This window comes from Burkholderia sp. KCJ3K979 (assembly GCF_016759955.1).
In the GTDB taxonomy this organism is placed as follows: domain Bacteria; phylum Pseudomonadota; class Gammaproteobacteria; order Burkholderiales; family Burkholderiaceae; genus Burkholderia; species Burkholderia orbicola.
Window position 1 is genome coordinate 12,400 of sequence record NZ_JACFYV010000073.1, and the last position, 17,455, is coordinate 29,854.

Annotated in this window: 22 protein-coding genes and 1 tRNA gene; 17 read left to right on the plus strand and 6 right to left on the minus strand. The window is 65.2% G+C overall.

The window, feature by feature from the left end:
- Positions 1 to 5 precede the first annotated feature (5 nt).
- The 9 genes from ssuC (at position 6) to H3O04_RS17615 (ending at position 6,379) form a co-directional block, all read left to right on the plus strand.
- Positions 6 to 818 carry an aliphatic sulfonate ABC transporter permease SsuC gene (gene ssuC, locus H3O04_RS17575; RefSeq protein ID WP_202588145.1) on the plus strand — a complete coding sequence of 271 codons (813 nt, stop codon included), beginning with the start codon at positions 6 to 8 and terminating at the stop codon, positions 816 to 818.
- Entirely contained in the window at positions 815 to 1,774 is a 960-nt protein-coding gene (locus tag H3O04_RS17580) for an ATP-binding cassette domain-containing protein (protein WP_027810313.1), read from the plus strand. The genes ssuC and H3O04_RS17580 overlap by 4 nt, the downstream gene beginning before the upstream one ends.
- Positions 1,775 to 1,831: 57 nt before the next feature.
- The gene (locus H3O04_RS17585; RefSeq protein ID WP_006476104.1) at positions 1,832 to 2,047 is read left to right on the plus strand and encodes a TOBE domain-containing protein; all 216 of its coding nucleotides are present in this window, start codon (positions 1,832 to 1,834) and stop codon (positions 2,045 to 2,047) included.
- A gap of 142 nt (positions 2,048 to 2,189) precedes the next feature.
- The gene (locus tag H3O04_RS17590) at positions 2,190 to 2,387 is read left to right on the plus strand and encodes a hypothetical protein (protein ID WP_011545313.1); all 198 of its coding nucleotides are present in this window, start codon (positions 2,190 to 2,192) and stop codon (positions 2,385 to 2,387) included.
- A 55-nt stretch (positions 2,388 to 2,442) separates the two neighbouring features.
- Positions 2,443 to 2,688, plus strand: a complete 246-nt coding sequence (locus tag H3O04_RS17595) for a hypothetical protein (protein ID WP_011545314.1) — start codon at positions 2,443 to 2,445, stop codon at positions 2,686 to 2,688.
- 130 nt (positions 2,689 to 2,818) lie between these two features.
- The gene (gene dusA, locus H3O04_RS17600) at positions 2,819 to 3,805 is read left to right on the plus strand and encodes a tRNA dihydrouridine(20/20a) synthase DusA (protein WP_230463105.1); all 987 of its coding nucleotides are present in this window, start codon (positions 2,819 to 2,821) and stop codon (positions 3,803 to 3,805) included.
- Between the two features lie 54 nt (positions 3,806 to 3,859).
- Positions 3,860 to 3,935: transfer RNA gene (locus tag H3O04_RS17605), tRNA-His, on the plus strand.
- Between the two features lie 310 nt (positions 3,936 to 4,245).
- Positions 4,246 to 5,220 (plus strand): phosphatase PAP2 family protein, encoded by a 975-nt coding sequence (locus H3O04_RS17610; RefSeq protein ID WP_202588147.1) that lies wholly within the window; start codon positions 4,246 to 4,248, stop codon positions 5,218 to 5,220.
- A gap of 643 nt (positions 5,221 to 5,863) precedes the next feature.
- The gene (locus H3O04_RS17615; RefSeq protein ID WP_202588148.1) at positions 5,864 to 6,379 is read left to right on the plus strand and encodes a GNAT family N-acetyltransferase; all 516 of its coding nucleotides are present in this window, start codon (positions 5,864 to 5,866) and stop codon (positions 6,377 to 6,379) included.
- A gap of 94 nt (positions 6,380 to 6,473) precedes the next feature.
- Here the strand turns inward: H3O04_RS17615 and H3O04_RS17620 are convergent, their stop codons facing one another.
- The gene (locus H3O04_RS17620; protein WP_027807372.1) at positions 6,474 to 6,938 is read right to left on the minus strand and encodes a plasmid fertility inhibition factor family protein; all 465 of its coding nucleotides are present in this window, start codon (positions 6,936 to 6,938) and stop codon (positions 6,474 to 6,476) included.
- Positions 6,939 to 7,224: 286 nt separating this feature from the next.
- On the opposite strand from H3O04_RS17620, the gene H3O04_RS36150 reads away from it, so the two are divergent.
- Complete coding sequence (locus H3O04_RS36150) at positions 7,225 to 7,446, plus strand: hypothetical protein (protein WP_237666332.1); 222 nt, start codon at positions 7,225 to 7,227, stop codon at positions 7,444 to 7,446.
- Positions 7,447 to 8,402: 956 nt separating this feature from the next.
- Here the strand turns inward: H3O04_RS36150 and H3O04_RS17630 are convergent.
- Positions 8,403 to 9,146, minus strand: coding sequence for a DUF695 domain-containing protein (locus tag H3O04_RS17630; protein ID WP_011545326.1), 744 nt, complete (start codon positions 9,144 to 9,146; stop codon positions 8,403 to 8,405).
- Between the two features lie 183 nt (positions 9,147 to 9,329).
- On the opposite strand from H3O04_RS17630, the gene H3O04_RS17635 reads away from it, so the two are divergent.
- The 5 genes from H3O04_RS17635 to H3O04_RS17650 all read left to right on the plus strand — a co-directional run bounded on the left by H3O04_RS17635 (position 9,330) and on the right by H3O04_RS17650 (position 11,928).
- Positions 9,330 to 9,638, plus strand: a complete 309-nt coding sequence (locus tag H3O04_RS17635) for a hypothetical protein (protein WP_011545327.1) — start codon at positions 9,330 to 9,332, stop codon at positions 9,636 to 9,638.
- A gap of 40 nt (positions 9,639 to 9,678) precedes the next feature.
- Positions 9,679 to 9,927, plus strand: coding sequence for a hypothetical protein (locus H3O04_RS36670; RefSeq protein WP_077179983.1), 249 nt, complete (start codon positions 9,679 to 9,681; stop codon positions 9,925 to 9,927).
- Between the two features lie 103 nt (positions 9,928 to 10,030).
- Entirely contained in the window at positions 10,031 to 10,573 is a 543-nt protein-coding gene (locus H3O04_RS17640; protein ID WP_077179992.1) for an aspartyl-tRNA synthetase, read from the plus strand.
- 160 nt (positions 10,574 to 10,733) lie between these two features.
- Positions 10,734 to 11,207 carry a VOC family protein gene (locus tag H3O04_RS17645; protein ID WP_012328424.1) on the plus strand — a complete coding sequence of 158 codons (474 nt, stop codon included), beginning with the start codon at positions 10,734 to 10,736 and terminating at the stop codon, positions 11,205 to 11,207.
- A 493-nt stretch (positions 11,208 to 11,700) separates the two neighbouring features.
- Positions 11,701 to 11,928, plus strand: coding sequence for a hypothetical protein (locus tag H3O04_RS17650; protein ID WP_011545331.1), 228 nt, complete (start codon positions 11,701 to 11,703; stop codon positions 11,926 to 11,928).
- Positions 11,929 to 12,072: 144 nt separating this feature from the next.
- Here H3O04_RS17650 and H3O04_RS17655 read toward each other — a convergent pair whose 3' ends face one another.
- The gene (locus tag H3O04_RS17655; protein WP_202588149.1) at positions 12,073 to 12,696 is read right to left on the minus strand and encodes a phospholipase D family nuclease; all 624 of its coding nucleotides are present in this window, start codon (positions 12,694 to 12,696) and stop codon (positions 12,073 to 12,075) included.
- A 344-nt stretch (positions 12,697 to 13,040) separates the two neighbouring features.
- Positions 13,041 to 13,529 carry a winged helix-turn-helix transcriptional regulator gene (locus H3O04_RS17660; RefSeq protein WP_043886424.1) on the minus strand — a complete coding sequence of 163 codons (489 nt, stop codon included), beginning with the start codon at positions 13,527 to 13,529 and terminating at the stop codon, positions 13,041 to 13,043.
- Positions 13,530 to 13,723: 194 nt separating this feature from the next.
- On the opposite strand from H3O04_RS17660, the gene H3O04_RS17665 reads away from it, so the two are divergent.
- Positions 13,724 to 14,161, plus strand: coding sequence for a PaaI family thioesterase (locus H3O04_RS17665; RefSeq protein ID WP_011545334.1), 438 nt, complete (start codon positions 13,724 to 13,726; stop codon positions 14,159 to 14,161).
- A gap of 147 nt (positions 14,162 to 14,308) precedes the next feature.
- Positions 14,309 to 15,361, plus strand: a complete 1,053-nt coding sequence (locus H3O04_RS17670; RefSeq protein ID WP_012328428.1) for an NADP(H)-dependent aldo-keto reductase — start codon at positions 14,309 to 14,311, stop codon at positions 15,359 to 15,361.
- A 106-nt stretch (positions 15,362 to 15,467) separates the two neighbouring features.
- Here H3O04_RS17670 and H3O04_RS17675 read toward each other — a convergent pair whose 3' ends face one another.
- Together H3O04_RS17675 and H3O04_RS17680 are read right to left on the minus strand one after the other, a co-directional pair.
- Positions 15,468 to 16,754: an MFS transporter gene (locus H3O04_RS17675; protein WP_202588150.1), complete on the minus strand. Its 1,287-nt coding sequence runs from the start codon at positions 16,752 to 16,754 to the stop codon at positions 15,468 to 15,470.
- 36 nt (positions 16,755 to 16,790) lie between these two features.
- The coding region (locus H3O04_RS17680) for a peptidase dimerization domain-containing protein (RefSeq protein ID WP_202588151.1) at positions 16,791 to 17,455 on the minus strand (665 nt) is incomplete at its 5' end.

The window sequence follows — 17,455 nt, forward strand, 5'->3', positions numbered from 1 at the left end:
CTGCGATGACAACGAAACCGTCGACGACCGGCGTCGCCGTGGCCACCCGCGCGTGGCGCGGCGTCGCGCCGTGGCTCGTGCCGCTCGTGTTGCTGGTGGTGTGGGAGGTCGGTGCGCGCACCGGCTGGCTGTCGACCCGCGTGTTGCCCGAGCCGGTGGCGGTCGTGCGCGCGGCCTGGTCGCTCGTGACGTCGGGCGAAATGTGGGCAAACGTGAAAGTGAGCACGTGGCGTGCGCTGTTCGGCTTCGCGATCGGCGGTGGCGTCGGCCTGGCGCTGGGGCTCGCGACCGGGCTGTCGAAGGCTGCCGAGGTCGCGCTCGACTCGACGATCCAGATGATCCGCAACATCCCGGCGCTCGCGATGATCCCGCTCGTGATCCTGTGGTTCGGCATCGACGAGAAGGCGAAGCTGTTCCTCGTCGCGCTCGGCGTGTTCTTCCCCGTCTACATCAATACGTATCACGGGATCCGCTCGGTCGACGCGAACCTGATCGAGATGGCCAAGAGCTACGGCGTGCGCGGCTTCGCGCTGTACCGCGACGTGATCCTGCCTGGCGCATTGCCGTCGATCCTCGTCGGCGTGCGTTTCGCGCTCGGCCTGATGTGGGTGATGCTGATCGTCGCGGAAACGATCTCCGCACAGTCGGGCATCGGCTACATGACGATGAACGCGCGTGAATTCCTGCAAACCGACGTGGTGGTGGTCGGCATCCTGCTGTACGCGGTGCTCGGCAAGCTGGCCGATGTGCTGGCGAAATGGATCGAGCGCGTGACGCTGCGCTGGCACCCCGCCTATCAATCAGGAGCAAAGGCATGAATGCGACGACTTCGGCGGCCGCCTACGGCCCGCTCGCCGGCGCAGACCTCGAGGCCGAACTGGCGCAGGCCCGCGTCGCGGACAGCGATGCGCGTGACGCGGCGATCCTCGAACATGATGGCAGCGCATCGGTCGTACCGCTCGCGCGGCGGCGCGCAGGCGGCACGGCACCCGACGATGCGGTCACGCTGTCGGGCGTCAGCAAGCGCTTCGGCGCGCGCACGGTGCTCGACAACGTCGAGCTCGGCATCGCGCGCGGCAGCTTCGTCGCGATCGTCGGCCGTAGCGGCTGCGGGAAATCGACGCTGCTGCGTCTCGTCGCGGGGCTGGAGCAGCCGAGCAGCGGCGCGCTCGTGACGCGCGGCGAGGGCGGCGGCGCGCTCGATACACGGATCATGTACCAGGATGCGCGCCTGCTGCCGTGGAAGACCGTGCTGCAGAACGTGATGCTGGGTCTCGGCCGCGGTGCGCGCGACCAGGCCCGCGCGGTGCTCGACGAAGTCGGGCTGCTGGAACGCGCGAACGACTGGCCCGCGCAACTGTCGGGCGGCCAGCGGCAGCGCGTCGCACTGGCCCGCGCGCTCGTGCACCGGCCGCAACTGCTGCTGCTCGACGAGCCGCTCGGCGCGCTGGATGCGCTCACTCGCATCGAGATGCATGCGCTGATCGAGCGCCTGTGGCGCGAGCATCGGTTCACTGCGCTGCTCGTCACGCACGACGTGCAGGAGGCCGTCGCGCTCGGCGACCGCATCCTGCTGATCGAGCAGGGGCGCGTGGCGCTCGACCAGGCGGTGCCGCTCGACCGGCCGCGTGCCCGTGCGTCGGCCGCATTCGCGGCGCTGGAGGATCGCGTGCTGAAACGCGTGCTCGCCGGCGGCCCCGGCGCGGCCGATCACGATGCCGAGCATGAAGCAGACAAGGTTCGACCGGTCGGGCAGATCCGCTGGGCCGTTTAATTCCGGGCGGCTCCGGCCGCCCGTTCTGAGACTTTTTTCTTCGGAGCGATCATCCCGATGAGCATCACTGCAATCAACGTACGAAACCAGTTCAAGGGCAAGGTCAAGGAGATCATTCGCGGGTCCGTGGTCTCCGAAGTCGACGTCGAGACGCCGTTCGGCATCGTCACGTCGGTGATCACCACCCGTTCGGTGGACGAACTCGAACTGAAGGTCGGCGCCGAAGTCGTCGCGCTCGTGAAGTCCACGGAAGTCTCGATCGCGCGTCTCTGAGCGCGCGGGTCGCGGCCCATGCGGCGTCGGCGGGCAGTGTGCCCGGCGGCGCCGCATTGCATTCGCGCAGCGCGTTTGCCTCGGTATTCGACATTCGGACGAAGTGCTAGGATGGAACGACACCGATGCTGGAGGCCAACGCATGACCCCCATCCTTTCCCCCGAAGCCATCGAGGCGCTGAAATGGATCGACCAGTTCGGCGACAGCCGGCCGGTTCCCGCCGCATTCGACGACGTCGTCTACGCGTTGCTGAATGACGGGCTGATCTATCAGGCGGCGGCCGACCGGGTCGACCTGACGGCCGATGGCCGGTCATTTTTGTCCGACGAATACGATTGAGCGCGCGGCGCCGGCCGCGCAGGCGGCCTGGCGCGGCGTCGCCACGGAGCGTGTGATGGAACCGAGAGGCAGCGACCTCGGCGATTTCAGCGAGCCGTACCGCGGTTTCGAGATCGAGGTGAAGACCGAGCAGGTCTGGGACGGCGAGCATGCGCACTATCGCGTGCTGCAGGGCGATGCCGTGCGGATCGACTGGCGGCTGGTCAAGATCGGCGGGATGTTGCTCACCGAGCGGCGCGTGATCGAGCGGGTGTTCGACGAGGCGCGTCGGGCGGTCGATGCGGAGCTGGACGGCCGGTAGCGCGTGGGTCGGGCGGGTATGGCCGGTATTGCGGTAAAATACTCGGTTGTTTCCGTGCCGCCTGGCCTGTACCCGAATTCCATGTCCGTTCCGTCCTCGCTTCCCCCCCCGCCGTGTATCGGTCGCGCCAATGCTCGACTGGACGGACCGCCATTGCCGTTCGTTCCACCGCACGCTGACGCGCAATACGTGGCTGTATACGGAGATGATCACGACGGGTGCGCTGCTGTTCGGCGATGCCCAGCGGCATCTCGCGTTCACGCCGAGCGAATCGCCAGTCGCGCTGCAACTGGGCGGCAGCGAGCGGGACGACCTCGCGCGCGCGGCGAAACTCGGCGAGCAGTGGGGCTACGACGAAATCAACCTGAATTGCGGGTGTCCGTCCGAGCGCGTGCAGCGCGGCGCGTTCGGTGCGTGTCTGATGAACGAGCCGCAGCTCGTCGCCGACTGTGTGCGGGCGATGCGCGATGCGGTGTCGGTGCCGGTGACGGTCAAGCATCGGATCGGTGTCGATGCGGTCGAGGATTACGCGTTCGTGCGCGACTTCGTCGGCACGGTGGCCGAGGCCGGTTGCGAAACGTTCGTCGTGCATGCCCGCAACGCGATCCTGAAGGGGCTGTCGCCGAAGGAGAATCGTGAGATCCCGCCGCTCAAGTACGACTATGCGTATCGGTTGAAGCGCGATTTTCCGTCGCTGGAGATCGTGATCAACGGCGGTATCACGACGCTCGACGAAGTCGCGCAGCATCTCGAGCACGTCGACGGCGTGATGCTCGGGCGCGAGGCGTATCACAACCCGTACGTGCTGGCGGAGGTCGATGCGCGCTTCTACGGGTCGACCGCAGCGGTGCCGACGCGCGAAGAGGCCGAAGCGCAACTGATCGAATACTGCGCGGCTGAACTGAAGCGCGGCACCTACCTCGGCGCGATCGTGCGGCATGCACTCGGGCTGTATCGCGGGATGCCGGGCGCACGTGGCTGGCGTCGCGTGCTGTCCGACAACAAGAAGCTCGCACGCGGCGATCTGGCCGTGTTCGACGAGGCCCGCGCGCATCTGAACGAAGCCGAAGAATTTTTTGAAAAAAAGGCTTTGCAAGATTCAAAAGTGTTCGTATAATCTTGTTCTTCGCTGCTGAAACAAAACAGCGAAACGAAGCAAGCAGTATCAGTGGTGGCTGTAGCTCAGTTGGTAGAGTCCAGGATTGTGATTCCTGTCGTCGTGGGTTCGAGTCCCATCAGCCACCCCACAGAATTCCAAGCGGTATCAAGTAGTTAGAAACGGCACTGTTCGAAAAGACAGTGCCGTTTTTGTTTTTAAATTCCAAAATTGGGAATTACATGCCTCTCTGTTTTACGATCGTCGTTCGATCGTAGGCGCGCGCCGTTATCGCCGGATTCGCATGTAGGTCCGGCAGTGCGCCGCGTTTCGACTTATACCGCGTGACGCGAGTTTCTTCGACCGCGCCTCATGGCCGTGGCTACGCGGAAGCGTCCCGAGCCTCGCGCGCCCCGTTGCTGATAGACTCTCCCGGCAAAATAAGAATGAAGGCCGGGGCTATGAATAATAGAAATGCCGTCATCTATGCCGGGGCGTGGGGCGCCATCATCGCCGTAACCGCGGTTGATTTGCTATGGGCGGGTCGGGCCGGAATCCGAATTAGCCATGGATGGCCGACGTCAGCATTTGGCCGGTTCGCCGTACCACTCCTCTGTGCTGCCGGGCTGCGGTGGATCGCGTCGCTCGAGCGGTATCGAGGGCTGACGCACGCGGCGCGATGCAGCGAGTTTTCAGTTGCGATCCTCTGCCTTATCACGATCGCAATATGGGCTCAGACTGTCTCGATGGCGTCATACCTTGGCATCGGTCTGAACGTGCCGACGATCGCGGATGTGCTGGTCCGCTTTGACGAGGCCATCGGCTTCCACTGGCCCGGCGCATACCACTGGGTCACAGGGCATCACGGACTGCATATGGTCCTGAAGTACGCGTATTGGAGCGCGTTCGCGCAGCTGTTCTTGGTTCCCTTCAGCCTGGCAGTTGTCCGACGCCAAGACGACATGGCCGAATTCTTGGCGATCCTGTTTTTGGCGTCGATCATGCTACTGGCGATCTCGATTCCGTTTCCGGCCGAAAGCGCCTTCCTTTACTACGGCATTACAGATCCAGGTACAGCATCGACCGTGCGGGACTTCACACTCCTGCGGAGTGCGGCCATGCCTGCCATCAATCCATACGATGTCCAGGGGCTGGTGTCGATGCCGTCGTTCCACACCATGATGGCGATTTTCTTCGCGTACGCGGTGCGCCACATCGGGTTCGTGTTTCCTGCAGCGATCGCATTGAACGCCGTTATGGTCGCCTCGACGATTACGGTCGGCGGCCACTATCTCGTCGACGTGCTGGCCGGCATCGTGTGCGGCGTTGCAGTGATTTCGGTTGTTCGCTCTGCGCTTCGGCGCCTACCTGGACAACGCGTCGATACTGACCGCGTCGAGGCGCCGGGCGCTGGCGGTTCCTCTGCATCGGTCTAGCCTGAGGTGGGGCGTCGACTCACATCATACCGGCACGCCGCATCTCCTCCCGCACGGGAAGGACACGGAAAGGTCGGCAGCGGTGGAGAAAGCTTGACGAAGCTTCTCGTTGATGCGCAGCGAGAACTTCAGGCGACCACCGCGGCAGCTAGGGGAGATACCGAAGCAGATCCAGGCTCGCTCCGTATCGCGTTTCCGTGTCGTTGCGCGGACAACATTCGTACTAGTTTGCCCGCAACGCTTCCTTTCCCGCCTAAGGTTCTCCTGCGCCGTGCCGTTATCTTGCCTGGACAGCCCTCGTGCCTCGAATGCTGATCCGTTTTCTTGCCTGCTCGCGCAAAACGCGGGCAGGCTTTTTTCGTTTACGCGCGTTCATAACCGACTGATTGGCGGAATCGAACAGACGTTTGGCACAAACCGACAAAGCGCAACAGTCTTACATGCGTGTAATGTGTGACCTTCCTCGTGCCCTCATCCTTTGCAGGGCCGTTCGATCCCGACGACCGGAGAAGGTGTCGGGATTTTTTTTGCCCGCGCGACGACCTCTCGACGACGAGCCCCTGCGAAATGCATCTCGCAAAGCACGGTATATTTTGCGACGACACATGTCGATCAAGAGAACCCGCAGAAGGAGTTGCAACCGATGCCGGACACCCGGACCACACTGCGCGCGGCCACGCCACACGACGCGAACCACATCGCTCGCCTGCACACGCTGAGCTGGCAAACCGCCTATAGCCACATCCTTCCGGCCAGCTATCTGTCCGACGAGGTGCCGACGGAGCATGCGGTCCGGTGGCGCAAGTACTTCGATAGAAACGAGAACGAGTGGGGCTTCGTGCGGATTGCAGAGTCGAATGGCGAGCCGGTCGGCTTCGTCAGCGCCGAACGCCCCGTCGACCCGGCGCTTGGTGTGTTGCTCGACTGCCTGCACGTCCATCCTTCGCATCACGGTGGCGGCACGGGCAAGCGCATGATCGAAGCCGTTCGCGCGTGGGCCCGGTCGATCGGCGTGGACAAGGTCCATCTGCAGGTGCTGGAGGGCAACGTGCGTGCGATCGGGTTCTACGAACACAACGGCTGGCAATTGGCCGGTGTCGAAACCAGCCGCATCGGCCAGACGGAAGTCACCGACCGGATTTACGCGATCCTGGCTTGAACGCTTGCCGACATCGACGCGAGCGACGGCAAGCGAGTGCGCCTGCGCCTGGCCGCAATGGAAGCGCCAGGTGAAAGTCGCCCGGACTTTGCCGTCACTCGCCGCAATACCGCACAAGCAAATCGGCTTCGGTCTCGTGGATTTCGACGGGCAAGATCGTCGCACCGGCATGCGCGAGATAGCGCGCGCGATGCTGGCCGTTACGGAACGATGCGACGCCGATTTTCGACAGGCCGGGAATGCCGAGCAATGTCCGCGTTCGCGTCTCGCGAAACGTGATGAACGGCATGTCCGGAATTCGCTCCCGGTTCGGATCGAGGAATTCGCGAATGCCCGCGGCCTTTCCAGGCGCCCAGTACTGAACCGACGGCAGCACATAGTCGGTGGTGTCGCGGTCGGCGCAGGCCAGCAGTTTCTTCAGGTCGATCGTCACGACCCGATGTCGAGAGTCGTCGGACGAGAATACCCGCTTGAGGTGCGTGTAGGCATAGGGAGCGTGCCCGGGAAGCTGGACGATCCAGACATCTACGCCGCTTTGTCGTGCGTGAGCGAGCGTCATGATTTCCTCTGGTGGCGCAAGCGGTCTTTGTGATTCGAGTTTAGCAGCGCGATGACGGCTGCGGAGCAGGTCGATACCGGAAACAGGAAAACGGAGCGGCTGACGGCGCCATCGGAAGAGTGGAAAAAAGATGAGAGCGGTCATACGTCGACCGTTCATATCGACAATTCGCGAGAATATCGCGATAACGCCAGCGAGAATCGCACCCCGAGTGAAATTCACGCAAGATTCACACAGTGTCGCGAAGCACGTCTGGCGCGGGCATCATAAAAATTGAGAGGGCGGATTGAGCGAAGAAGCCATGTCGTCGAAACTCGCGATCGAATATCTCGATTACCGTTTCACCGGGATGCTCGGAATCACGGAGTCCGGTCGTACCGTCGTTGTCGACAGGCAGCTCGAATCCGAGACGCGAGGCAAGACGCTCGCATGGATCGTGTTCGATCGGTTTGTGGCGCGCAATGATTTCGCCGGTGAAGAAGACGCACGCGCAAGTATCGTCGCGTGACTGGAACGACTTGCCAATCCGAGGCCCGTCGCATCGGCCGGGACTGCGAAGGCGAGCGCGGTGGCAACTGGGGCGGTGGCGACAGATTCGTCGACAGCCGGAATCGTCGGCGATGCCGCCATTGAAATCGTCAGCAATCTCGACTGGATCGCTTTGGTTGCCGACTGGTTTTGCAGTGGTTCGTCGTAGCGAAGAATGCGCGTTTTCGTGACGCAGATCATTGTGTGCGCGAAATTCTGCACAAAACACGGAGTGGAAATCGCCCCGCGTGAAAAAATAGAATAATCCTGCTTTGACAATACTCGCGACTTACCGGAAACTGCGCCCGGGTCTGAAAATTCCACTTGAACTAATACAAAATAAAACGCCAGAAATGAAAAAAGAACGCTGTCGATGGCCGTCGCAATGACGACTGCCGCCGGCCGACAGGTTGTACTGCGATGCGGTCCCAAGACGGCGGATACGAAGAAACTCGCGACCGGTTCCTCGTCAACGATACCGACAGGCAGCGCGTCGGGCTTGAATCATGACGATATGCGCCGGGACGCGAGCATGCCGGTTGCCGTCACGTTGTCACTAAAGGGTGAGTTGCCGCACAGACCGTCGCGCGACCCGCGATCACAATTTGACCGGTTGACCGTTCTTCCCCGGCCCGGTCAACCATTTCCCCGCTCGCTCGCGCAGGAGCGGGGGCTTTTTGCCCCTCGACGCCGGAAGGTTGCGTCGGCGGAACCGGACAGGCGTTCGGCGGGCTGTGCGACGGCACTCGTTCGCACCCCGACATCCGTTCGCCCGATCCGTACGAATTGCTTTCCTCGTGCCTGAGCGAACCCTCAGGCCCATCGCCGGTTGTTGCCGGCGATGCCTTGATCCCGGCGGCGCGTAACAACGCTGCCGGGATGTTTTTTGCGTCGCATGCGTGACGTCACATCGCGCGCAACCGGCACGCACTCCGCTCAACCTGCCTGTTCGACGCTGGTTTCCCATCCGTCGTAGTTCCCGCCGAGCGCGCGTACCTCGCGACTGAGCGCGACCGTATGGCGCGTGATGTCGGCGAGCGCGAGCGTGCCTTCGTGCGAAAACCGCACCGCCGACTTGCCGTCTTCGGTCGGCGCGACCGATTCGACCGGATAGCCTTTCGCTTCGGCCCAGTCCGCGAACTGGTGCGCGTCGCTCGGGTCGGGGAAGTATGCCCAGTGCATCACGCGCCGGCTCACGTCCGGTGCGTCGCCTTGCTGCCGCAGCGCATCCAGCGTGCGCATGTCGCGCATGATCTGCCAGTCGTCGTCGGTCGGGTAGAGCGTCTGCCAGTATGTTGTCTTGTCCGGATCGTCCTGGTGGGCATACTGCAGCGCGTAGGTCGTCTGGTCGGCCAGCGAGTCGACGATTTCCGCGGCTGCCTCTTCGTCGAACGGCACGTAGAAAAGAAAATCCCGGTTGCCGTCGACGGTGATGCGGCCGACCTGCACGCCGCCTTTCGCGATGATCGCGGCGTCGAGCAGATCCTCGATCTTCGCGAGATCGGCGAATTCGTCGCCGGTCGGCAGCCCTTCAGGCGACGGATGCGCAAAGGGGACCCGCACGCTGAGCAGCGATGTGCGCGGATCGCCTTCGGCGATTTCCGCGAAGCCGTGGTTGAAGCTGATGAAAGCCTGATGGTCGCCCATTCTGGCAGGGAAGGTTCCCCAGGCATCGCTCATGTATTTCTCCCGTACACGATTGTCTGTTGACGGTTGCAAAGCGTCCCAATGTATCATCGAAAATCGCGTTGGCCGAAGCAGCGCACGCGATCGCAGGCCGTGCGCGCCGCGCGGGCTAGAGCCGGGTTGGCCGCAGCGCGCCGCATGCATGCGGCCGGCCGCAAAAATTCAAGGGAGATGCCGATGTCGACGTTTGCGGTGAATGGTGTCCGAATCGATCCGCTCAGCGCGCGCGTGACGCACGTGCGCTGGGCGGCCGTGAACCCGGCCGATCGCTCGTGGGCGGCGACGCCCCGCGAGGCCCCGGTGGCGGACGTGGCGCGCGCGCTCGCGTCCGGTAACGATGTCCGCGCGATCTTCTCGGCGTCGGACACCACCGCAATCGGCCCCAGGCTGAAACGCGTGCTGTATCGCGATGCGTCCGAAGGCATCGAGCTCGACATCGATGCCACGAGCGAGTCGCGCACGCTGCGCGATCTGCCGCAGATCTGACTGCGGGCCGTTACTCAAAACGAATCGCGCGAGCGTACCCATGACTCTCTCCAGATTCGCCATCGCCCCGCTGGCATTTGCGCTCTGTCTGACGCTTGGCGCCTGCCAGACCGCGTCCGGGCCGGCGCCCGTGCAACCGTCGCCCGAGACCGCGTCGGCGACCGTTCCCGCCTCGTCGCCGCCGGCCGCGCCGATTCGCGGCATGGGCCTCGCGCCTCGTCTGGCAGGGCAGAGCCACTGGGCCATCGGGCAATGCACGACCAACGGTACCGTCAAGGTATGCAATTGACCGACGTCGGCGCAATGGCGTGTGATTGGTGGCGCCGGGATTGGCCTCCCGACATCGTGCCCACATTGATGAGCCGATGGCCGTCGACACGAGCCCGCGTGAAATGAACGACGCACACGAAATGACGGATTCCGGCTGGCACGTCGATCCGGTCGCGGGAACGGTCACCGGTTCGTTGCCGGTCACGCTGGCAGTCGACAGCCGGAGCCTGAAAAGCAGGGCGGCCGTGTGTGCAGGGCTCGCCGCGGCGACCTTGTGTGGTTATGTGGCCGCCCCGACGCTCTGGCCGGTAGCGGCGCTGGCCGTGTTGCTGGCGCTGGTCAGTGCTGCGCTGTTCGTCTCGTCGCGGCGCAAGCTCGCGCTGCAGGTCGACGAGACGGGCTTCCGGCTGATCGGCTCCGCGCGCGAAAAACCCGTCACGCCGTGGCGTGACGTCACTGAATTCCGGATCGTCAGCGTTGCCGGAAATCGTTACATCGGCTATCAGTTCTCCGCCCATTCGTCGCGCACGAAGGTGCCGGGCGGCGTGATGCTGCCGATCGCCCGGTTTGCCGATCTTCCGCTCGACGCGGTGGCCGCGTTGCTGGAAGCCTGCCGCCGTCAATTCGGCCAGCCGGACGAACCGGCCGACCGAACGGGCCGATGACGCCCGATGCGGCGTCCTGCGCCCCCATCAGTCAGGCGAACAAAAAAATCCTGGGCACCGTGTCGATTTCCGTCGGCGTCGTCCGTCGTAGCATCGGAGGCGTGCGCATCGCGCGTCCGTCCCGATTTTCGATACGACAACCGACTGAAGGAGCGACACCATGCCCACGTCCGTCAAGCCGATCCCGGAAGGGATGCGCACGCTGACCCCCCATCTGATCTGTGCGGGTGCAACCGCGGCCATCGATTTCTACAAGCGCGCATTCAATGCGACCGAACAGTTTCGCCTCGCGATGCCCGACGGCCGGCTCGCGCATGCGTGTCTTGCGATTGGCGATTCGACGCTGATGCTGGTGGACGAAATGCCGGAGCACGGTGCGCTGGGGCCGAAGGCGCTGAAAGGCACGCCCGTCTGCCTGCATCTGTACGTGCCGGACACCGATGCGGCGATCGCGAAGGCGGTCGAAGCCGGCGCGACGGTCACGATTCCGGCCGCCGACATGTTCTGGGGCGACCGTTACGGGCAGGTCGAGGATCCGTTCGGGCATCGCTGGTCGCTGGCGACGCATCAGCGCGACCTGACGCCCGAGCAGATCGCGGACGCAATGGCGAGCGCGCCGCCCTGCGGCAGTTGAACCGGCGCCGTCGCACGACCGCGGCCGGGCGGCAGCGCGGCGGTTTGATCCGGCGCGCCGGCCTGGCTCGTCCGCGGGCCGGGCGCCGGCCGTCCTGCCGCGCGGCTTGTGTTCGTCCATCCGGCGATCGGCCGATGTTAGCCGGTCGGTGACGGTGCGATGGCGTGCGGGATCATCGGCAACGTGCCCGACCGAGCCGCGTCGTCGGCCGGTGTCGGTGCGATTGGCGTGAGCCTTGTCTCTTGTCCCGTCGGCCAGGTTGGTCATGGTTCGTACGTCGAACGGTGTTGCGCATGGCTCGATGCGTCGCCTCGCTGCACGTCCCGCCGCGGCGGCGATCGGGTTCGTGAGCGTCGTTGAAGATGCGGTAAGAAGCGGGTGTCATCGGCCCGTGTTTCGTCCCGATGCGGAATCGGGCAGCCGATACCTCAAGGTGCGCGTCGCCACGCCGTAAACAGGACGAGACCAATCATTCATCGCCTCCCATCGCACCATGGTTCGAATTCTGTACGCGGGCTATCTCGCGTTTGCGCTGTATCTCATTTACCCGCTGGTTCAGAACACGCTGATGTTCAGCACCGATTGCGTGCGCAGCGTGCTGCCGATGGGCGACCAAGGCTCGTCGGCGAATTCGGCCAGCGGTGTGGGCGGGCACGCGAACCGCTGTGTGTCGAGCGCGCATGCCGGCGCAGCAACGGGGCGGGTGCCTGACATTCATTGAACGCGGCGTCGTCGCGCGTGACGGTCGCTTCGCGACGCGGCGCACTGGCCATTCGGCCGAATTGAACATCGCGCCATGCTCGCCGATCATCTGCAACACGGTGACGCGAATGTGAGCGGTGGGGCGGCGAGCGCGTGTCGCGCGTCAGTAGCTGGAGCGGTACGGCGTGCCTTGATCGAAGCGGCTTTGCCAGTGCGTGAGGTAGCGCGACGCGAGTTGCGGATTGTTCCAGACCACGACGACGTTCTCGGAATTGCGGCTGGCTGCCGACGCGCTGTAGTTGAACGAACCCGTTTCGACGTGCTCGGCGTCGATCACGAGGTACTTGTCGTGATGGATCGCATAGGCGTCGATCGTGCGCGTCGGAATGCCCGCGTTGACGAGCAGGTTCAGTGCCTGCTTGCTGTTCTTCGCGCGGTTGCCCTTGTCGTCGACGACCACCGCGACATTGACGCCGCGGCGCTTGGCGGCAAGCAATGCACGCGTGACGGGCGGCGACGTGAACGAGTAGGCGGCAACCCGGATCGAGTTGCGCGCCGCGCCGATCGCTTTCAGTACGAGCGCCTCGGCGCCGCCGTCCGGCGAGAAAGCCGATTCGACGACCTGGGTCGCAGGTGCTTCGTGAGTGGGGGCTGGCAGCCATCGAGACACGAGATCGATCGCTTGCTGGAGCAGCGATTCGCTTTGCGTCTTGCCGAAGGCGGCGAACGGAGTGGCGAGCAGGGAAGCGGCGAGACAGGCGGCAGCGAGGCGATTGCGCGACAACATCTTGGACAGCGAATAATTTCGAGACAGCGGGCCGTGAGTGTAACGCACGCGTGGCGGCCCGGTCACGTGCGGATGCGAAGCGCTGGTCCACGCGATGATCGGCACGGGTGGAGAGGGTGACGCAAAGTTGCGTCATGCAGCCCGCGTGTGCGAGCGGGGCGATCGACGGATAGCAGATGGGGCTGCGATGGCATGCGATTGCGTTCGTCGTTGCAAGGCGCTTGCGTGGCAAGCAACGCGCGCGGCCCGGTTGGAAGGACCTGGACTCAATGCGGCCCATGGCCGAAGCGTATGTGCAGCGAGTGCGTCAGACAGTCATTCGCGAGCCGCGTGTAGCGCGTCCGTCAATCCCTGGCTGCAGGCGCCTCAGCCCCGTCGGACACGATCCACCCGGGCCCGGGCTCCGGCTGCACGTCGCGTGCGTCGAGTGGTTCGCCACAGGCCGAGCACACGGTCACCGCATGCATCAGTTGCCCGCAGGTTCGGTGGCGCAATTGCACCGGCGGCCCCTGGCCGTCGTCCTTCCAGCGGTCGCCCCACGCCATGAGCGCGAGCAGGGCCGGGTAGAGGTCGAGCCCCTTTTCGGTCAGCCGGTATTCGAAGCGCGGCGGGCGCTCCTGGTACGCGCGCTTGACGAGCACGCCTTCGTCGACGAGTCGCGCCAGCCGTTCGGCCAGCACGTGGCGCGTCAGGCCAAGCTGGGTCTGGAACGCATCGAAGCGGCGGCAGCCGAGGAACGCGTTGCGCAGGATCAGCATGGTCCAGCGGTCACCGAGCACGGCGAGCGTGCGCGCGACCGAACAGTTCAGCGTGCCGATGTCATCCCATTTCATCGTCGAGTCTCTTGTCTCTTGCCTCTTGCGGCGGTCGTGCGGCGGTTCAGCGAAATAGCGGGTTCGATTATAGAACCCGCCTTCGGTCGCAACGGGCGCGGCCGCGTTGACAACGGCCGGCATCGTTGACAATAATGAGTTCCAATTTAGAACTTACTCGCGCGGCGACGCGCTTTCAACCCGGAGACAACCCGATGAACCCGCTTTCCCTGTCTGGTCTCGATCTGCTGCGCGCCGCCGTGTCGGGCGACGCGCCCTTGGCATCGATTTCCGAGACGATCCCGATGCGTCCGCTCGACGTCGAACTCGGTTACGTGAAGTTTTCGGCGCGGGCGGACGGCCGGCACCTGAATCCGCTGGGCGGCGTGCACGGCGGGTTCGCCGCGACGGTGCTCGATTCCGTCACCGGGTGCGCGGTGCATTCGATGCTCGACGCGGGCGTCGGTTACGGCACCGTCGATTTGCACGTGAAGATGCTGCGGCCCGTGCCGCGCGACGTCGAGCTGATCGCGGAAGGGCGCGTGATTCACCTGTCGCGTTCGCTGGGTGTCGCGGAGGGCACGCTGAAGACGCCGGACGACAAGATCGTCGCGCATGCGTCGGCGACCTGCTTCATCCAGCGGCCGCAGTGACGGGAGGGGGCGACACCCCCGTCCGGGCGGGCGCGTGAGCGTGGGGAGCAGCGCCGAAGGCCGCTTGTAAGCGTGCGCGGGGCCCATCTGAAGCAGTGGCTTCAATGTGATAGCGTTCCTGCTTTCCACCGACGCGACAGGAACAGCATGGAATACCGCACACTCGGCGATTCGGGCATCGAGGTCAGCCTGATCGGTCTCGGCACGATGACGTGGGGCGAGCAGAATTCGGAGCGCGACGCGCACGAGCAGATCGACTACGCGCTCGGACACGGCGTGACGCTGATCGATGCCGCGGAGATGTATCCGGTGCCGCCGAAGCCCGACACGCAGGGCCGCACCGAGCAGTACATCGGCACCTGGATCGCGCAGCATCGCGCGCAGCGCGACCGCATCGTGCTCGCGACGAAAATCGCCGGGCCGGCGCGGCAGCCGCACAATCCGCGTCATATTCGCGGCGAGGGCAACCAGTTCGACCGCAAGAACCTGACCGAAGCGCTCGACGGCAGCCTCAAGCGCCTGCAGACCGACTACGTCGATCTCTACCAGCTGCATTGGCCCGATCGCAGCACGACCACCTTCGGCCGTCCCGCGTATCCGTGGGTCGACGACGCGTACACGGTGCCGATCGAGGAAACGCTCGGCGTGCTCGCGGAGTTCGTGAAGGCTGGCAAGGTGCGCGCGATCGGCGTGTCGAACGAAACGCCGTGGGGTGTCGCGCAGTTCCTGCGCGCGGCCGAGCGGCTCGGGCTGCCGCGCATCGCGAGCATCCAGAATCCGTACAGTCTGCTGAACCGCACGTTCGAGAACGGGCTGTCGGAGTTCACGCATCGCGACGGCGTCGGCCTGCTCGCGTATTCGCCGCTCGCATTCGGCTGGCTGTCGGGCAAGTACGAGAACGGCGCGCGTCCGGCCGGCGCGCGGATCACGCTGTTCGAGCGCTTCCAGCGCTACAGCAAGCCGCAGGCCGTCGAGGCGACGTCGCGTTACGTCGCGCTCGCGCAGCGTCACGGGCTGTCGCCCGCGCAACTGGCGCTCGCGTTCGTCAACAGCCGCCCGTTCGTGCGCAGCAACCTGGTCGGCGCGACGTCGCTCGAGCAGTTGAAGGAAAACATCGGCAGCGTCGACGTGACGCTGTCCGACGAGATCCTCGCCGAGATCGACGCATTGCACGAACGGCAGCCGAACCCGGCGCCGTAAACGGCGCGCGGCCGCGCGGCGGCGATGTCGCGACGGGCCGAGCCGCACCGAGCCGCACCGAGTCGGGCGGTTTCGGCGGCGCCTTGCTGCGCCGTCGTTTCTCGCGTCAGCGCATTTTCAGCCGCGTGCGCGCGACGAACAGCGCGGCGAGGCTCAGCAGCGCACACCCCATCAGATAGAGCGCCGGCGACAGCCGGTTGCCGGTCGTGCTGATCAGCCAGGTGATGACGAACGGCGCGAAGCCGCCGAACAGCGTGACGCCGGTGTTGTAGCTGACCGCGAGCCCGGTGGCGCGCGTCTGCGACGGGAACAGTTCGGCCATCAGCGCCGGCAGCGCGCCGCAGTACATCGCCTTCAGCGCGCCGATCCAGACCAGTGCGGCGAGCATCGTCGCGAACGACGCGTGGCGCGTGAGCCATGCGAACGTCGGCCACACGGTGAGGAGCATCAGCACGGCCGCGGCCGCCATCATGCGGATTCGCCCGGTGCTGTCGGACAGATGGCCGACGACCGGCGTGACGAGCGTCAGCACGAAGCCGGTCGCGAGCGTCGCCGCGAAACCGGTCGATGCGGGCAGCCCGAGCTGCTTGATCGCGTAGGTCGGCATGTACAGGATCATGTAGTTGATCGCGGTCGAGATCACGAGCGCGCCGACCGACAGCAGCAGGCGCACCTTCTGGTCCGCGAACAGTTCGCGCACCGGCGCTTCGGAGCGCGCCTGCGTCTTGAACTCGACGCCTTCGTCGACGTAGCGGCGGATGTACAGCCCGACCGGGCCGATCGCGAGGCCGAACAGGAACGGCACGCGCCAGCCCCAGCTTTCGAGTTGCGCGGTGGTCAGCGTGGCCGTCAGCAGCGCGCCGAAGCCCGACGCGAGCAACGTCGCGAGGCCCTGGCTCGCGAACTGCCAGCTCGACATGAAGCCGCGCCGCTGCGGCGCGTGCTCGACGAGAAACGCGGTCGAACTCGCGAATTCGCCGCCGGCGGAAAAGCCCTGCATCAGCCGCGACAGCATGATCCCGAGCGGCGCGAGAATGCCGATCGATGCGTAGGTCGGCATCAGCGCGATCAGCAGCGTGCCGGCCATCATCATCGCGATCGACAGCAGCAGCGACGCCTTGCGGCCCGCGCGATCCGCGTACGCGCCGAGCACGAAGCCGCCGATCGGCCGGATCAGGTAGGACAGGCCGAACGTGCCGAGCGTCAGCATCAGCGACGTCGCTTCGCTCGTGGCGGGGAAGAACAGCTTGGCGATCGTGACCGCGAAGAAGCCGTAGACGATCAGGTCGAACCATTCGAGTGCGTTGCCGATCGACGCCGCGAAGATGATGCGCCGGATCTTCGTGGCGCTGGGGCGCGCGGCGTCCTGCGAGGTCAGGGTGGTCGTATTCATCGTGTGTGCAGGTCCCGTGAAAAGGGGCGAAGCGCGTTACAGGGCGGCGCCGGTCGCGGCGGATGCCGCGCGGCGAACGGGCGGCGCGTCGTCGCCGAGATCCCAGAAGAGGCCGGCCATCATCTGCAGCCCCTCGCTGACGACGCTCGCGAGCAGGTGCTCGTCGGGCGCATGCTGCGAGCACGCCGGGTACGAGTGCGGCACCCACAGCGTCGGCAGCCCGAGCGTGTCGGCGAACACGTCGTTCGGCAGCGTGCCGCCGAGATTCGGCAGGATCGCGGGCTTCTTGCCGGTGGTGCGCGCGAGCGACGCGACGGCCCAGCGCACCCACGGATCGTCCGGCGGCACGCGCGTCGCCGGTGCGCCGCGTTCGACGTCGATCTCGACGTCGGCGAAGCCGTGCGCATCGAGGTGCGCGCGCAGGTGCGCCTGCAGCGCTTCCCAGTCGGTGCCGACGACGAAGCGCAACTGGCAGTGCGCATACGCGGCGGGCGGGATCGCATTGACGGGATGCTCCGGATTGCCGGCCTTGAACGCGAGGATCTCGAGCGTATTCCAGCCGAACACGCGCTCGGCCGCGGACAGGCCGGGCTCGCCCCAGTCGGCGTCGAGCGCCGGGTCGCCGGGGCCGCCGCCGACCGACAGATCGGCGAGCGCGTCGCGCACCGCGACCGGGATCGGCGGCGGGCGCAGCCCCGCGA

What these genes read in the sequence shown, in the direction of transcription:
- H3O04_RS17590 (WP_011545313.1), top strand. Translation starts at nt 2,190, where the DNA reads ATGACCCCCATCCTTTCCCCCGAAGCCATCGAGGCGCTGAAATGGATC.
- H3O04_RS17675 (WP_202588150.1), bottom strand. Translation starts at nt 16,754, where the DNA reads ATGAATACGACCACCCTGACCTCGCAGGACGCCGCGCGCCCCAGCGCC.
- dusA (WP_230463105.1), top strand. Translation starts at nt 2,819, where the DNA reads ATGCTCGACTGGACGGACCGCCATTGCCGTTCGTTCCACCGCACGCTG.
- H3O04_RS17610 (WP_202588147.1), top strand. Translation starts at nt 4,246, where the DNA reads ATGAATAATAGAAATGCCGTCATCTATGCCGGGGCGTGGGGCGCCATC.
- H3O04_RS17650 (WP_011545331.1), top strand. Translation starts at nt 11,701, where the DNA reads ATGGTTCGAATTCTGTACGCGGGCTATCTCGCGTTTGCGCTGTATCTC.
- H3O04_RS17660 (WP_043886424.1), bottom strand. Translation starts at nt 13,529, where the DNA reads ATGAAATGGGATGACATCGGCACGCTGAACTGTTCGGTCGCGCGCACG.
- H3O04_RS17640 (WP_077179992.1), top strand. Translation starts at nt 10,031, where the DNA reads ATGAACGACGCACACGAAATGACGGATTCCGGCTGGCACGTCGATCCG.
- H3O04_RS17615 (WP_202588148.1), top strand. Translation starts at nt 5,864, where the DNA reads ATGCCGGACACCCGGACCACACTGCGCGCGGCCACGCCACACGACGCG.
- H3O04_RS17630 (WP_011545326.1), bottom strand. Translation starts at nt 9,146, where the DNA reads ATGAGCGATGCCTGGGGAACCTTCCCTGCCAGAATGGGCGACCATCAG.
- H3O04_RS17620 (WP_027807372.1), bottom strand. Translation starts at nt 6,938, where the DNA reads ATGACGCTCGCTCACGCACGACAAAGCGGCGTAGATGTCTGGATCGTC.
- H3O04_RS17635 (WP_011545327.1), top strand. Translation starts at nt 9,330, where the DNA reads ATGTCGACGTTTGCGGTGAATGGTGTCCGAATCGATCCGCTCAGCGCG.
- ssuC (WP_202588145.1), top strand. Translation starts at nt 6, where the DNA reads ATGACAACGAAACCGTCGACGACCGGCGTCGCCGTGGCCACCCGCGCG.
- H3O04_RS17655 (WP_202588149.1), bottom strand. Translation starts at nt 12,696, where the DNA reads ATGTTGTCGCGCAATCGCCTCGCTGCCGCCTGTCTCGCCGCTTCCCTG.
- H3O04_RS17595 (WP_011545314.1), top strand. Translation starts at nt 2,443, where the DNA reads ATGGAACCGAGAGGCAGCGACCTCGGCGATTTCAGCGAGCCGTACCGC.
- H3O04_RS17580 (WP_027810313.1), top strand. Translation starts at nt 815, where the DNA reads ATGAATGCGACGACTTCGGCGGCCGCCTACGGCCCGCTCGCCGGCGCA.
- H3O04_RS17585 (WP_006476104.1), top strand. Translation starts at nt 1,832, where the DNA reads ATGAGCATCACTGCAATCAACGTACGAAACCAGTTCAAGGGCAAGGTC.
- H3O04_RS17645 (WP_012328424.1), top strand. Translation starts at nt 10,734, where the DNA reads ATGCCCACGTCCGTCAAGCCGATCCCGGAAGGGATGCGCACGCTGACC.
- H3O04_RS17670 (WP_012328428.1), top strand. Translation starts at nt 14,309, where the DNA reads ATGGAATACCGCACACTCGGCGATTCGGGCATCGAGGTCAGCCTGATC.
- H3O04_RS36670 (WP_077179983.1), top strand. Translation starts at nt 9,679, where the DNA reads ATGACTCTCTCCAGATTCGCCATCGCCCCGCTGGCATTTGCGCTCTGT.
- H3O04_RS17665 (WP_011545334.1), top strand. Translation starts at nt 13,724, where the DNA reads ATGAACCCGCTTTCCCTGTCTGGTCTCGATCTGCTGCGCGCCGCCGTG.